Source organism: Allobosea caraganae (assembly GCF_003351345.1).
In the GTDB taxonomy this organism is placed as follows: domain Bacteria; phylum Pseudomonadota; class Alphaproteobacteria; order Rhizobiales; family Beijerinckiaceae; genus Allobosea; species Allobosea caraganae.
On record NZ_QQTO01000019.1, the window covers coordinates 535,866 to 549,605 of the forward strand.

Consider the following 13,740-nt stretch of genomic DNA (forward strand, 5'->3'; position numbering starts at 1 on the left):
GCGGCTCTCGCTCAGCCGCGGAAGAGCGAGAGGATGCTCTGGCTGTTGCCGTTGGCGATCGAGAGCGCCTGGATGCCGAGCTGCTGCTGGACCTGCAGGGCCTGGAGGCGGGTCGATTCGGCGTTCATATCGGCGTCGACGAGCTGGCCGATGCCGCGGTCGATCGAGTCGACCATCGACTTGACGAAGTCCTGCTGACGATCGACGCGGTTCTTGATGGCGCCGAGGTTGGTGGCGGCGTCAGCGAGTTCCTTCGAGGCGCCGTCGACCGCCTTGATGTAGGTCTCCAGCGTCTGCAGGTCGCCCACGCTGTCCGTCAGCTCCGAGATGTCGATCGAGGAGACGCTGAACTCCTCCCAGGCGCCGGCGCGATAGACGTCGTAGGTCTTGTCCAGGATGCCCTTCTCGGTCTCGGCGGTGAAGGGATCGAAATATAGGCCGTAGGTACCCAGGCCGTTATCGGCAGCGCCTCCGAAGGCGACATCGTTCGCTCCCCGATTTCTGAAGACCAAGCCATCTTGGCTCGCGTTGATCGCGCCGGTAAATCCATCAAGATTCTGATCATTGACCCATTTTGCGATGTCTTCGAGCGTGGTCTTGTCTTTCGTTACTTCAAGTTCCGCGTTGAGGACGACCTTGCCTTCGAGATTGATCGCGACGAAAAAAATCGTGCTGGTGGTGACCGGCGGGGGACCGGCGGAGCCGATAGCGGAGGGGTCGAACGCGACAGCGTCGCTATCGACTGCCGCGGCCTTGTAAGCGGTGTCCGGGGTGGCATCGTAGAGCTTGATGCTGTCCAGATCGACGTCGACGGTGTCGATGGAGACGACGCCGCCGGCGCGGGAGAATGACGAGACGACGCTCTTGACCGCGTTGTAGTCGGGGTCGGCGGAGTTGACCGAGAGCCAGTTCTCGGAGTTGAACACCGAGCTGTCGGCCGAGCTCTTCAGATCCGAGAGCATGTTGTCGATGTCGCTCTGGACCTTGGCGCGGTCGACGCCGGGCGTGCGGGCCGTGACCAGCTTGGCCTTCAGGTCCGACATGATGTCGTCGGTGGCGCTGAGGCCGGTATACATGGTGTCGATGGTCGCGGCGCCGAGGCCGAGAGCGTCCTGGACGGCGCCGAGCGCCTTGTTGTCGGAGCGCATGGTGGTGGCGATCGACCAGTAGGCGGCGTTGTCGGAGGCGGTCGCGACGCGCTGGCCGGTCGAGATGCGGCTCTGGGTGGTGGCGAGGTTCTTGTTGGTCATCGACAGCGTCTGCAACGCGGTCATGGCCGAGGAGTTCGTGAGAAGGCTGGCCATTGGGATGTTCCGCATTCGAGCATGAAGGGAACAGTCCGGATTCTAACCGGGATGGCAGGGCGGCATCATGCCTTTGACGGGCTCGATCGATCGTCAACCTGTCATGGAGCGGCCACGCTCCCGGAGGAGCGTGGCCCAGTGTCGTAGAGTGGAGTGGCTCAGCCGCGGAAGAGCGAGAGGATGCTCTGGCTGTTGCCGTTGGCGATCGAGAGCGCCTGGATGCCGAGCTGCTGTTGGACCTGCAGGGCCTGGAGGCGGGTCGATTCGGCGTTCATGTCGGCGTCGACGAGCTGGCCGATGCCGCGGTCGATCGAGTCGACCATCGACTTGACGAAGTCCTGCTGACGATCGACGCGGTTCTTGATGGCGCCGAGGTTGGTGGCGGCGTCAGCGAGCTCCTTCGAGGCGCCGTCGACCGCCAGGATGTAGGTCTCCAGCGTCTGCAGGTCGGCGGTGCTGTCGGTCAGTTCGGAGATGTTGATCGAGGAGATGCTGAACTCCTCCCAGGCGCCGTCGCGGAAGGCGTCGTAGGTCTTGTCCAGGATGCCCTTCTCGGTCTTGGTATCAGCATCGGCAGCGGCGGTGAGGGTGACGTCGGCCAGGCCGCCGGTCCCAGTCTGGCCGTCGATGTCGATGTCTTCCTCGCTGCGGCTGCTGAACTGCAGCGTCTTGCCGTCCTCGCTGATGCCGACCGTCAGCCCTTCGATGCCGAGCTTGTTGATCTTGTTGGCGATGTCCTTGGTCGTGTCGCTCTGGCTGACGGCGATTTCGACCGCGGCGGCCGTGCCGACGGTGACCGAGATCACGCCGGTCGTGGTCGGGGGAACGGCTGCCGGATCGCCGACCGTCGCGGCGTCGTAGGCGGCCACACCCGTGGTCTGATAGGTGCCGGCGGTGAAGGTCGCGTCGTTGGTGGAGTCGTAGAGCTTGATGCTGTTCAGATCGACGTCGACAGTGTCGATGGAGACGACGCCGCCGGCGCGGGAGAATGACGAGACGACGCTCTTGACCGCGTTGTAGTCGGGGTCGGCGGAGTTGACCGAGAGCCAGTTCTCGGAGTTGAACACCGAGCTGTCGGCCGAGCTCTTCAGATCCGAGAGCATGTTGTCGATGTCGCTCTGGACCTTGGCGCGGTCGACGCCGGGCGTGCGGGCCGTGACCAGCTTGGCCTTCAGGTCCGACATGATGTCGTCGGTGGCGCTGAGGCCGGTATACATGGTGTCGATGGTCGCGGCGCCGAGGCCGAGCGCATCCTGGACGGCGCCGAGCGCCTTGTTGTCGGAGCGCATGGTGGTGGCGATCGACCAGTAGGCGGCGTTGTCGGAGGCGGTCGCGACGCGCTGACCGGTCGAGATGCGGCTCTGGGTGGTGGCGAGGTTCTTGTTGGTCATCGACAGCGTCTGCAACGCGGTCATGGCCGAGGAGTTCGTGAGAAGGCTGGTCATTGGGATGTTCCTCATCGGAGTGAAGGGGAACATTCCGGGTTTTCACCGGGATGGCAGGGCGGCATCATGCCTTTGACGGTGGGTCTCGCCCAACAGGTCAACCTGCCATGCCGTGACTATAATCAGCCAAAGCTTGCGCGAGGCTTACCGGATTGCGGAGGATTTTCGCGGGACGGGCGCAATGTGCTTTGAGGTCGACAGGCGCGGCAGCGCTCGTGTGGCGATGTCGATTATCTAGATCGCCGTGCGTCCTATCGGACGCAAAGTGGCGATCTAGATCTTTGTTATTGCATCGGATTATTCCGAAAACCGGATTCCACTTTTCGGTCCGATGCTCTAGCCTATCCAGATGCTTAGGTGGTTTTTGCGCGGAAACGCCGTCATCCTGGGCGACCGCAGGTCGGCCCGGTATCCATCGCAAGGTTCCGGCGCCCTGCGATGGCTTCCTGAGCTCTACTACGCTCCGTCCGGGATGACGGCGCGTGATCGTCGGAAGGCCGTGACCTGTCGGGCTGACGCTCACGCCACCTTGCGGGCGTAGACCATGCAGAGCAGCTCGGCGACGACCTTGTAGAATTCCGGCGGGATCATCTGGTCGATCTGCACGGCGGCGTGGAGCGAGCGGGCCAGGACGCGGTCCTCGATCACCGGGATGTCGTTGGCCTCGGCGATCTCGCGGATCTTGAGCGCGATCAGGTCGGTGCCCTTGGCCAGCACCAGCGGCGCGCCGCCTTCCTCCTGCACGTAGCGCAGCGCGATCGCGTAGTGGGTCGGGTTGGCGACGATCAGCGTGGCGCGCGGCACGGCTGCCATCATGCGGTTGCGGGCGCGGTCGCGGGCGAGCGAGAGCCGGCGCGCCTTCAGGATCGGGTCGCCTTCCGACTGCTTGTGCTCGTCCTTGATCTCCTGCTTGGTCATGCGCAGCGAGCGGCGCCAGGACTTGCGCGACCAGACGAGGTCGACCGTGACGATGGCGATGGTCGCGACGCAGGCCGCCGAGAGCAGGCGAATGGCGATGCTGAGGATCATCTCAGGGATTGTGCTTGGATCCTGCAACATCGCGGTCACCACCGTGTTCTTGTCTGATTTGAGGATCAACCAGGTCACCGTCCCGATTGCGATGAACTTGGCCAGGGACTTGGCGAACTCCATGAAGCCCTGAAGGCCGAAGATGCGTTTCCAGCCGGCTGCCGGGGAAATCCGCGAGAATTGCGGCTTGATGCGATCCAGCGCCAGCTGCGGCGGGTGCTGCAGGAAGGAGGCGCTGAGGCCGAAGACCATGAAGAGCAGCAGCAGCGGCCCGACGAAGACCGCGGCCTGCATCGCGGCGAAGACGAGGAGCGTCGAGGTGTTCCGGCTCGTCGAGATGTCGAAGCCGGCCGGGTCGCTGAGGAAGGCCGAGAGGAACTGCGTGGCGTCGCCGATGCTGCCGCGGATCAGGAAGACCGAGCCGATCAGCGTCGCGGCGATGCTGGCGAAGATCGGCGCCTCCTTGGAGGAGGGCGTGTTGCCGCGCTCCTCCGCGTCCCGAACCTTCTTCTCGGTCGGTTCTTCGGTCTTGCTTTCCTGATCCTGATCGTCTGCCAAGCTGTTCTACCACCTTACTGGAAGTAAGCGCTCTCTTCGCCGTCGGAATTGAGCTCGACCTCGCCGCGACTGGCCATATCCAGCGCCATGTCGGTGACGAAGCGGCGCGCCTCGATGACGTCGCGCTGCAGCGCCGGCTCGCCGTTGTCGAGATCCTGCTGCACGATCCGGCGCGCCCGGGTCGCGAGCGAGGAGAGGATCTGCTCCCTGAATTGCGGCTCGGTTCCCTTCAGCGCCATGACCAGGCGATCGGTCGGCACCTGATCGAAGATCGTCATGCGCGAGCGGATCGGCAGCTTGACGATGTCTTCGAAGGTGAAGAGCAGGCCCTTCAGCATCTCGGCGGATTCGGGGCGGACGCGCTGCAGGCTGTCGAGCGCCTCCTCCATGTCCTGGCTTTCCATCTTGTTGAGGATGTCGGCCATGCGGGCATGGGTATCGGCGCCCTTGTTGCGGGCGAGGTTGAGGGTGAAGTCCTCGTGCAGCGTCTTCTCGACGATGGTGTTCGGCGGCTCCGCGACTGCCTTGAGGTTGAGCATGCGACGCATGAGGTTGTGCCGCATCTCCGCCGGCCATTGCGTCATGACCCTGGAGACGCAGGCCGGCTTGAGCTTCGACAGCACGAAGGCGGCGGTCTGCGGGTGCTCCTTGGCGAGATAGGTCGCGAGCGCGCTCTCCGACATGGCCGAGACACGGTCCCAGACCGAGCGATAGGTCGCCTCGGCAGTCTCGCCGATGATCTCGGTGATCTCCTCGGGCGGGAGCACGCCGGTCAGCAGCTTCTGCACTTCCTCCGGCGAGCCGAACAGGTGCACGCCCTTCGAGAAGCTGTTGCTGAACTCCTCGACCAGTGCTGCGACCTCCTCGACAGGCACCGAGCCGAGCTCGGCGGCGCGCCGCATCAGCACCCGGATCTCGGCGGCGTCGAAATGCTTGATCATCCTGCCGGCGAGGGGTTTGCCCATCGCCAGGATGATCGCCGCCGCCTTTTCGGGACCGCGCAATAGCGGTTTGGCGGTGACAGCTGGCGCCCCGGCGTGCTTCGCAATCGCGGTCATCGAACCTTCCGCCTCACTCTGCGAACTTGGACTGGAGCCCGACGATCTCGGTCAGCGAGACGCCGAAGCGGCTGGCGTCGTCCTCGACGATCACGACTTCCCCGCGCGCGACGATGCGTCCGTTGACGACGACGTCCACCGGTTCGCCGACGCGGTGGTCGAGCTGCACGACTGCGCCGCGGCGCAGCTTCATCAGGTTGGCGACTTGCATGCTCGCGCTGCCGAGCACGACCTGGATCGTGACCGGGATACGCATCACCGCGTCGAGGTTGAGCGGCTCCGAACCGGCCTCGCTCGAAGCCGGGGCGTCGATGGTTTCGGCGAACGGGACGCCGTCCGGGGCGTCCGCGGTCGCCAGGTCGGACATGGTTACGGGCTGAATGGGCTTCTTCATTGCCTGGTCTCCTGGAGTCTATCGGGATGAGCTGGGCGACCGCTCACGCGGCGGTGCCGCGCTTGGCAACAGTCGGGGCGGGCTCGAGGCGAGCAGCCAACGCCTTCAGATCGACGATGACGCGCCGGCCGGCGTCGATGCGCAGGCCGAGTTCCTCGACGACCTCGCGGCCGCTGGCGTGAAGATCGTGGACGGTGCGCTGGATCGTTTCGAGAGCGGCCTCGGTCTGGTTGAAGACGCGCTCGAACTCGACATGGTAGGCCCGCATGCGCTTGAGCTCGCTGCGCATCCGCAAGATCTGCAGACTCGTCAGCACCAAGGCGACGAAGAGAATTATCTCACCGAGATAGTAGGTCATCGAGAAACTCCTGTTCGTAATTGGCGCTGTCCTGGATCTTCAGGACGTAGGAGCCGTCGCGTTGCCCGAGCTGGCACCAGAAAACGGTCTCGTCGTTGCACTGGAGGCGGACCAGCGAGCGGGGCGAGGCCTGGAGCTCGAGGACCTGGCCGATCTGCAGCGCGCTGATCTCGCCGAGCGAGATGGAGCGCTCCTCGAGGATGGCGGAGAGCTTGACCTCCGTTCGCTGCACCTTGCTCTGGATCTGCTTGCTCCAGCGCGGGTCCCTGACGGCCGAGCCCGAGAGCACCCGCGCCAGGTTCTGGCGGAACGGGTTCAAGGCCGTCTGCGGGATGACGATGAACATCCCCCCGCAATTATCGAGGCCCTGGATCAGGAACTGAGCCTTGACGGCGAGGTTGCTGCGGCTGCCGATCGCCGCGAAATCCATGCGGCTCTCGATGCGCTCGAAATGGAAGGAGGTGTCGCAGACCGGGGCGAAAGCGGCCTTGAGGTTCTTGGCCACGAGCTCGAACACGGCTTGCGCGACCTGGGTCTCGATATTGGTGTAGGGCCGTTCGTCATCCGGAAAATCCGGCTCGTATTTGTACGCCGGCTCGCTGCCATCGGCGCCGAACAGGACTTCGAGAAGGGTGAAGATGACGTCGCGATCGAAGCCGATGAGGATGCGCGAATCCCATTCCGGAGAATGGAAGATGCCGGCGATGGCGTTGTAGGTATGCCCGCCAAGCGCCTCGCCGATCCGTTGGCTCTGCACGCCGGCGAAGGAGAAATAGGCCGGCGAGGACGACATTTGGCGCACGGCATCGGCGCAGCTCGTCGAGAGCCGATCGAAGATCAGCTGCAGCATGGGCAGCCGGTCGATCGAGATGCCGGTCGACTCGAGGAGCTTGTCCTCGCGGATCACTTGCGTGGCGCTCATTTCAGGCGGCTTCCTTCTGCACGCGGTCATTGGCCGGCGCGCGCTGGCCTGCGCCGCCGATCGTCTTCTCCTCGACCTCGTCGATGGAGGGGCGCTCGCCCGACGAGATGACCTTGCGGCCGTATTCGAGCGCGACCTGGGGGGCTGCGCCGTTGATGAAGGCGAGCAGCGTCTGCTTGACCACGATGTAGACGACGGCCTGCTTCTCGCGCGTCGTCTTGATCTTGTAGGCGATCGGGCCGATCACCGCGTAGGAGAAGAAGATGCCCGCGAAGGTACCGACCAGGGCCGCGCCGATGAAGCCGCCGAGCAGCGCCGGCGACTGGTCGATGGCGCCCATCGCCTTGATGACGCCGAGCACGGCGGCGACGATGCCCAGAGCCGGCAGGCCTTCCGAGACCATGTTCATGGCGTAGTAGGGCTTCAGGCTGTCCTGGTGCAGGCTGGAGATCTCCTCGTCCAGCAGCGCCTCGATCTCATGCGCCTGCGCCTTGCCGACGATGATCAGGCGGAAATAGTCGCAGATGAAGGTCAGGAGCTTCTGGTCGGCGAGCACGCTCGGGAAGTTCGCCAGCAGGGCGGATTCGTGCGGGGCCTCGATGTGCTGCTCGACTTCGGCGCGGCCCTTGCCGCGCAGCTCGCGCATCAGGCCGTAGAGCACGCCGAGCAGGTCGAAATAATGCGCCTGCTTGGGCGTGGCGTTGCGGAACGCCTCGCCGATGGCGGTGGCGCTGTCCTTCACCACCTTCATCGGGTTGGCGATGATGTAGGTGCCGATCGCCGTACCCAGGATGATGACCAGCTCCCAGGGCTGCCACAGGACCGCGATATGCCCGCCCATGGCGGAAAAGCCGCCGATCAGCGAACCGATTGCGATCAGCAATCCGACCAATACGCTCAAGGCGCAGCTCCTTCCCGCAAGTGACTGGTGCAGCATTAGGAAAGCTGGCTTGCGTGGGGCTGAAATGGCTGCGCGAGGCCGAAATCGCTGCGCGGGGCTTGCGGTCAGGTCCGCGCAAGCCTTGCGCACGAGCCTGTGCGGAGGGCGTAAGATTGCCCTGCCATCCACGGGTGCCCCATGACGTCGACGATGATCGCTTTCCAGGCCGTGGCGAGGAACCTGCCGGCGTCGATCGCGCGCACGGCGGCGGCGCCCAATGTCGCGACCGAGACGGCCTATTTCGAGAAGAACATCGGCAAGGTCAAAACGCTCGACGATTTCATGGCCGATGACCGGCTCTACCGCTACGCGGCCGATGCCTACGGTCTCGGCGACATGGCCTATGCCAAGGCCTTCATGCGACGCGTGCTCGAGGAAGGCACCAGCTCGCCCGACAGCTTCGCCAACCGGATGTCGGATCCGCGCTATCGCGAATTCGCCGCCGCCTTCGATTTCTCCAAGGCCGATGCCGAGACCAAGATCTTCCAGGACAACATCAGGACGGTGACCACGGTCACCTTCTTCACGCATAGCGGCAAGCTCTTCGACTATGCGATGAAGGCGTTCGGGCTGGAATCCGTCACCGGCAAGATCGACGAGATCGGCCGGGCGATGCATGACGGCAAGCTGACCGAAAGCTTCGGCGACCCCGAGATCGACGCCAAGGTCCGCGAGTTCCTGAAGGTCTACGACTTCAACAAGAACGGCCAGCTCACGACCTTCGACAGGACGCTGCAGCAGAAGACGACCGACGGCTACTACAAGGCGGTACGCGCCGAGCAGACCCAGCCCACCGTCGAGCGCTATGTCCGGCAGCAGTTCGAGGAGAACGAGGGCGCCACCAACGAGAACGTGCGCCTGGCCCTCTATTTCAGCCGCAAGGGGCCCGGCCTCAAGAACGCCTTCCAGGTCCTGGCGGACCCGGCGCTGCTGCAGGTGGTGCAGACGGCGCTCGGCATCCCGAAGGAAAGCTCGGCGATGCCGATCGACAAGCAGGCCGAGGTGATCTCGAAGCGGCTCGACTTCAAGAAGCTGCAGAATCCCGAGGAGCTGCAGAAATTCCTCACTCGCTTCTCCGCCATGGCCGACGTCCAGGCTGGCCCGCCCTTGTCGGCGGCGCTGACCATCCTCGTCGGGCCGCCGGCCTCGGCCGCCATGAACACGGACCTGCTGATGAGCATCCAGTCCCTACGCCTCGGAGGCATCTGAACCATGCAACCTGCCATCTATGTCGGCCTGTCGGCCCAGCTCGTGCTGGAGAAACGGCTGGAGACGGTCGCCCGCAACGTCGCCAACATGAACACCGCCGGCTACCGCGCCGAAGAGGTGAAGTTCGACACCTTCGTCTCCAAGAAGGGCTCGGACCCGGTGAACTACGCCTCGGCCGGCGAGACCTTCACCAGCCGCACCGCCGGCGGGTTCGACAAGACCGGCAACCCGCTCGACGTCGCGGTGGAGGGGCAGGGCTTCTTCGGCATCCAGACGCCGGCCGGCACGGTCTATACCCGCGACGGGCGGATGAAGATGACGGCGCAGGGCCAGCTCACGACCCTGCTCGACCATCCGGTGCTCGATGCCGGCGGCGCGCCGCTGCAGCTCGACCCCGAGGCCGGCCCGCCGACAATCGCCCGCGACGGCATGATCTGGCAGGGCAACCAGCAGGTCGGCGCCATCGGCCTGTTCTCGATCGATCCCAACGCCAAGCTGCAGCGCTACGAGAATTCCGGCGTGATCCCCGACCGGCCGGCGACCGCGATCCTCGACTTCGTCACCGACGGCGTCCGCCAGGGCTATGTCGAGGGCTCGAACGTCAACCCGATCCGCGAGATGACCAAGCTGATCATGGTGACGCGCGCCTTCGACAGCGCCGCAACCGCGATCGACAAGGGCGAGAAGGCGGTTGACGGCGCGATTCAAGCGCTCGGCGCAAATAGCTGATCCACGAGTCTTTTCGCTCATTCCGTTACGGAAGGCTGGCCGCGATGAACGCGCTGATGCAACTGGACCACGCGCTCGCCGGCGGGCCGCAGCCGCATGACCTCGTGCGGGTCAGCGGCGCCGTCTCCGAGGTCACCCCGGCCTCGCTGCGCGTCGCCGGGCTGTCGCGCTTCGTCAAGCTCGGCGAGCGCATCGCGCTCTCCGCCAATGGGCGGGAGGAATATGGCGAGGCCATCCGGATCGACCGCGAGGGCGTGCTGGTCAAGCCGTTCGCGACCAGTGTCGGCGTCGGGCTCGGCGCCCGCGCCAGCCTTGCCGGCGCGATGGAGCTGCGGCCCTCGCAGGCCTGGAAGGGCCGGGTCATCAACGCCTTCGGCGAGCCGATCGACGATGCCGGGCCGATCATCGCCGGCGACAAGGCGGTGCGCGTCGATGCGCCGCCGCCCGAGGCGATGAAGCGCGGCCGCGTCAACCGGCCCGTCCGAACCGGCGTCAAGGTCATCGACCTGTTCACTCCGCTTTGCGCGGGCCAGCGCATCGGCATCTTCGCCGGCTCCGGCGTCGGCAAGTCGACGCTGCTCTCGATGCTGGCGCGCGCGCCGGGCTTCAGCACGATCGTGATCGGGCTGGTCGGCGAGCGCGGCCGCGAGGTGCGCGAGTTTCTCGACGATACGCTGGGGGGCATGCGCGGCAACGCGGTCGCGGTGGTCTCGACCAGCGACGAGAGCGCGATGATGCGCCGGCTCGCGCCCAACACCGCCATGGCCGTCGCCGAGTATTTTCGCGACCAGGGCGAGGACGTGCTGCTGATCATCGATTCCGTGACGCGCCTCGCCCATGCGGCGCGCGACGTGGCGCTCGCCGCCGGCGAGCCCGCCGTGGCGCGCGGCTATACGCCGAGCGTGTTCAGCACCTTGCCCAAGCTGCTCGAGCGGGCCGGACCCGGCGTCGAGGGCTCGGGCGCGATCACCGGCATCTTCTCCGTGCTGATCGATGGCGACGACCATAACGACCCCGTCGCCGACAGCATCCGCGGCACGCTCGACGGCCATCTCGTGCTCGACCGCGCCATCGCCGACCAGGGCCGCTACCCGGCTGTCAACATCCTGGGCTCGGTCTCGCGCCTGGCGCACCATGTCTGGACGCCGGACCAGCGCAGCCTGGCCATGCGGATCAAGGGCCTGATCGCCCGGTTTGAAGATACCCGCGACCTGCGCCTGATGGGCGGCTACCAGGCCGGCGCCGATGCCGAGCTCGACAAGGCGATCGCGCTGGTGCCGAAGATCTACGAGGCGCTGCGCCAGGACGTCGGCGCCCCGCTCAGCACCGACGTGTTCCAGGATCTGGCGGCGGCGCTGCAGAGCTGAGCACGCTGAACCCCAGCGAAACCGCCGATGACCGAAGCGCGGGGAACCCTCTCCTGTAAGGAGAGGGCAGGGTGAGGTGTAGGCCAGAACACCATTGACGTGAGCCGAGGGGTGCGACGGCATCAAGGGTTTGGCTGGTGCCATCGCCGTCATTGCGAGCGCAGCGAAGCAAATCCAGGGGGACTGGGTGAGCGAGACCCCCTGGATTGCTTCGCTGCGCTCGCAATGACGGCAACGGTCAGGTCACGGCTGAAGCGTCCAACGGCCTACACCTCACCCAACCCTCTCCTTCCAGGAGAGGGCTCCCGCGCTTTATTTGTCGGGAGGGACGGAGGACTGCCCGCCCTCAGCTCCGCAGCTGGTCCTTGCGGATGTAGTTGAAGTCCTTGACGAGCACGTCCTTGATCAGGTCGCCGCCGAAGCGGGCGTTGACGTTGCTCTTCACGCTCTTCAGCAAGGCGTCGATGTCGACGCGCTCGAGCTTGGAGAAATCGACCTTGGCGTTCGAGTAGATCGCGCGGATCGCCTCGTCGTTGATGTAGGCGTGCGGGCGCACGGTCACCTGGCGCAGCGTGTGGGCGTCGGCCGTGAAGACGAACTGCGCCACGACATAGCCCTGGACGACGCCGTTGGCGAGGATCGGGACACTGACCGGGCTGGTCTCTTCGTAGTCGAGCCCCTCGAGGAAGGGCTGCTCGACGGTCGGCGCGGTTCCCGCCCGCCAGAGCACGGCGACATGGCTCGATGCCAGCGTCACCCCGCAGACCCAGATGCCGAGCAGCAGGAGCCGCGTGATCGTCATCGGCCGCTGACCCTGGCGAGCTGCGGCGCGAGCTGGGCCGACATCCGGGCCGAATAGGTGCCGTCGGATTCGGCGTCGATCAGGGTCGCGGCCATGGCGCCGGCGATCTCGCGCACGGCGTCGAGATGCATCGCGATGGCGAGGCGGTTGTGCTCCAGCTTGAGCCGTAGCGAGGAGAGCCGCGCCAGCAGGCGCTCGTCGGCGATGTCCTCACGGACCGCGCGGACCGCGCGGCTGACGTCGAGCAGCAGGCGGCTCTTGGTCTCGTTCATGCGGTTCAGGTCGGCGGTCTTGAGCGCCCTCAGCTCGGAGGTCTCGCGGTCGAGCGCCTGCTCCAGGCGTTCGAGCACGTTCCAGAGGGCGAGCGCTGTGCCCGGCGACGTGTTGCGCTCCGTGAGGATCTCGCCCTCCAGCGCGACGGGCGCGGTGGCGTCCAGCGGCTCAGGCAGCGCGAGTGAGCGGGTCTCGGAGGGGGCGGCGATGGCTGGCAGGGTCATGTCGGATCAGGCCTGACGAAAGATCGAGCTGCGCACCGTGCCCTTGCTTGCGGGCTTGGTCGCGTTGAGGAATTGCTGCTCGATGGAAAGGGGGATGCGCAGGTCGCGCGTGGTCGTGCCGGCGGTGGCGCTGTTGCGGTCGAGCAGGCGCTCGCTGAGGGCGGCGACCGGGGTGCCCGGCTGGGCCGGGTCGGCGCCCGGTGCCGCGCCGGTGCGGGCCGCGATCGCGGCGCTGACCTTCTCGCGGATGCCGAGCCCGCCCGATTTGGCGATCTCGCCAGCGATCTGCTCGGAGAGCATCGAGCGCCAGACGCCGCCGGCCATGCCGTTGCCGAAATTGTTGCCGTTCGTCTCGGGCATCATCTGCTCGATGAAGGTCGAGATCACCTGGGCTTCGAATTTCTGCAGCGTCTTCTTGGTCTTCTGCGCCTCGGGCGAGGCCTCGGCGGAACCCGGCTTGGCGGGAGCCAGCGCCGCGAACTTCTCGCGCGCGCCGGCAAGGCCGGACGGCTTGCCGGGGGCGGCCTGATCGACGGCGGAGGCGAACTGGGTGCCGGCCATGCCGGGCGCGCTCATCCTGGCGAGGCGCTCGAAGGCGACCTGGTGGCGCGTCGGGTCGGCGGCGCGCGTGACGTCGAGGACGATGTCAGACGGCGGGGAAATGGCCATGACCATCCTTCCAGATTGATTCAACGATCTCTCGCTTGACCTTGCGTCATCAGGCTTATTCGAGGCTTGCCGCCCGCTTGCCCTCCTGGCTCTCCATGATGTCGAGCAGCGCCTTGTCCTGATCAGTGCGGTGCTGGCCGCGGCGCGCCTGGTCGGCGAGCTTGGCGGCGCGCTTCTCGCGGCCGGTCTCGCGCGCGACCTCCCTGGCCTGGACGGCGGCCTGCTCGTTGAGCCCGGCGATCTCGACCGAGACGCGGTGCAGCCGTCTGGCGGTGACGTCGGTGAAGAGGCTGTTGATCAGGCCGTCGCCATTCAGCGCCGCGACGAGGGCGTGGGATTCATCGCGCGCCGCGGCCGCCTGGCGTTGGATCGCCTGCTGGCGCCATTCGGCCAGGCTGCGCATGCGCGACTGGATGGCGAGCATGCGTTCGAGCGATTTGAGGCGCTTGTCGGCCATGC

At 65.9% G+C, this 13,740-nt stretch carries 15 protein-coding genes; 3 read left to right on the forward strand and 12 right to left on the reverse strand.

What is annotated here, in order from left to right; all coding sequences use genetic code 11:
- Nucleotides 1-11: 11 nt before the first annotated feature.
- From DWF00_RS10655 to motA, 8 genes are all read right to left on the reverse strand, one after another.
- Nucleotides 12-1,304, reverse strand: a complete 1,293-nt coding sequence (locus DWF00_RS10655; RefSeq protein ID WP_114827547.1) for a flagellin N-terminal helical domain-containing protein — start codon at nt 1,302-1,304, stop codon at nt 12-14.
- A 158-nt stretch (nt 1,305-1,462) separates the two neighbouring features.
- The gene (locus DWF00_RS10660) at nt 1,463-2,749 is read right to left on the reverse strand and encodes a flagellin N-terminal helical domain-containing protein (RefSeq protein ID WP_181832485.1); all 1,287 of its coding nucleotides are present in this window, start codon (nt 2,747-2,749) and stop codon (nt 1,463-1,465) included.
- Nucleotides 2,750-3,268: 519 nt separating this feature from the next.
- Nucleotides 3,269-4,336: a flagellar biosynthesis protein FlhB gene (gene flhB / locus DWF00_RS10665; protein WP_114827549.1), complete on the reverse strand. Its 1,068-nt coding sequence runs from the start codon at nt 4,334-4,336 to the stop codon at nt 3,269-3,271.
- A 14-nt stretch (nt 4,337-4,350) separates the two neighbouring features.
- Nucleotides 4,351-5,394: a flagellar motor switch protein FliG gene (locus DWF00_RS10670; RefSeq protein ID WP_114827550.1), complete on the reverse strand. Its 1,044-nt coding sequence runs from the start codon at nt 5,392-5,394 to the stop codon at nt 4,351-4,353.
- A gap of 13 nt (nt 5,395-5,407) precedes the next feature.
- Entirely contained in the window at nt 5,408-5,788 is a 381-nt protein-coding gene (gene fliN / locus DWF00_RS10675; protein ID WP_245973827.1) for a flagellar motor switch protein FliN, read from the reverse strand.
- Between the two features lie 43 nt (nt 5,789-5,831).
- Complete coding sequence (locus DWF00_RS10680) at nt 5,832-6,146, reverse strand: hypothetical protein (protein ID WP_114827552.1); 315 nt, start codon at nt 6,144-6,146, stop codon at nt 5,832-5,834.
- Nucleotides 6,127-7,068 carry a flagellar motor switch protein FliM gene (locus DWF00_RS10685; RefSeq protein ID WP_114827553.1) on the reverse strand — a complete coding sequence of 314 codons (942 nt, stop codon included), beginning with the start codon at nt 7,066-7,068 and terminating at the stop codon, nt 6,127-6,129. The genes DWF00_RS10680 and DWF00_RS10685 overlap by 20 nt, the downstream gene beginning before the upstream one ends.
- 1 nt (nt 7,069) lies before the next feature.
- Nucleotides 7,070-7,969 carry a flagellar motor stator protein MotA gene (gene motA / locus DWF00_RS10690; RefSeq protein WP_114827554.1) on the reverse strand — a complete coding sequence of 300 codons (900 nt, stop codon included), beginning with the start codon at nt 7,967-7,969 and terminating at the stop codon, nt 7,070-7,072.
- A gap of 189 nt (nt 7,970-8,158) precedes the next feature.
- Here motA and DWF00_RS10695 point away from each other — a divergent pair, with 189 nt between their 5' ends.
- From DWF00_RS10695 to fliI, 3 genes are read left to right on the forward strand one after another with little or no spacing between them, the layout of a single operon-like run.
- On the forward strand, nt 8,159-9,217 hold the full coding sequence (locus DWF00_RS10695; RefSeq protein WP_181832487.1) for a DUF1217 domain-containing protein: 1,059 nt from the start codon (nt 8,159-8,161) through the stop codon (nt 9,215-9,217).
- Nucleotides 9,218-9,220: 3 nt separating this feature from the next.
- Nucleotides 9,221-9,946: a flagellar basal-body rod protein FlgF gene (gene flgF / locus DWF00_RS10700; protein ID WP_114827556.1), complete on the forward strand. Its 726-nt coding sequence runs from the start codon at nt 9,221-9,223 to the stop codon at nt 9,944-9,946.
- Between the two features lie 44 nt (nt 9,947-9,990).
- Nucleotides 9,991-11,313 (forward strand): flagellar protein export ATPase FliI, encoded by a 1,323-nt coding sequence (gene fliI / locus DWF00_RS10705; RefSeq protein WP_114827557.1) that lies wholly within the window; start codon nt 9,991-9,993, stop codon nt 11,311-11,313.
- Nucleotides 11,314-11,659: 346 nt separating this feature from the next.
- Here the strand turns inward: fliI and DWF00_RS10710 are convergent, their stop codons facing one another.
- From DWF00_RS10710 to DWF00_RS10725, 4 genes are read right to left on the reverse strand one after another with little or no spacing between them, the layout of a single operon-like run.
- Entirely contained in the window at nt 11,660-12,115 is a 456-nt protein-coding gene (locus DWF00_RS10710) for a hypothetical protein (RefSeq protein ID WP_114827558.1), read from the reverse strand.
- Nucleotides 12,112-12,612, reverse strand: coding sequence for a hypothetical protein (locus tag DWF00_RS10715; protein ID WP_114827559.1), 501 nt, complete (start codon nt 12,610-12,612; stop codon nt 12,112-12,114). The genes DWF00_RS10710 and DWF00_RS10715 overlap by 4 nt, the downstream gene beginning before the upstream one ends.
- A gap of 6 nt (nt 12,613-12,618) precedes the next feature.
- The gene (locus tag DWF00_RS10720; protein WP_181832488.1) at nt 12,619-13,281 is read right to left on the reverse strand and encodes a rod-binding protein; all 663 of its coding nucleotides are present in this window, start codon (nt 13,279-13,281) and stop codon (nt 12,619-12,621) included.
- Between the two features lie 55 nt (nt 13,282-13,336).
- Nucleotides 13,337-13,738, reverse strand: coding sequence for a hypothetical protein (locus DWF00_RS10725; protein ID WP_114827561.1), 402 nt, complete (start codon nt 13,736-13,738; stop codon nt 13,337-13,339).
- Nucleotides 13,739-13,740: the final 2 nt, after the last annotated feature.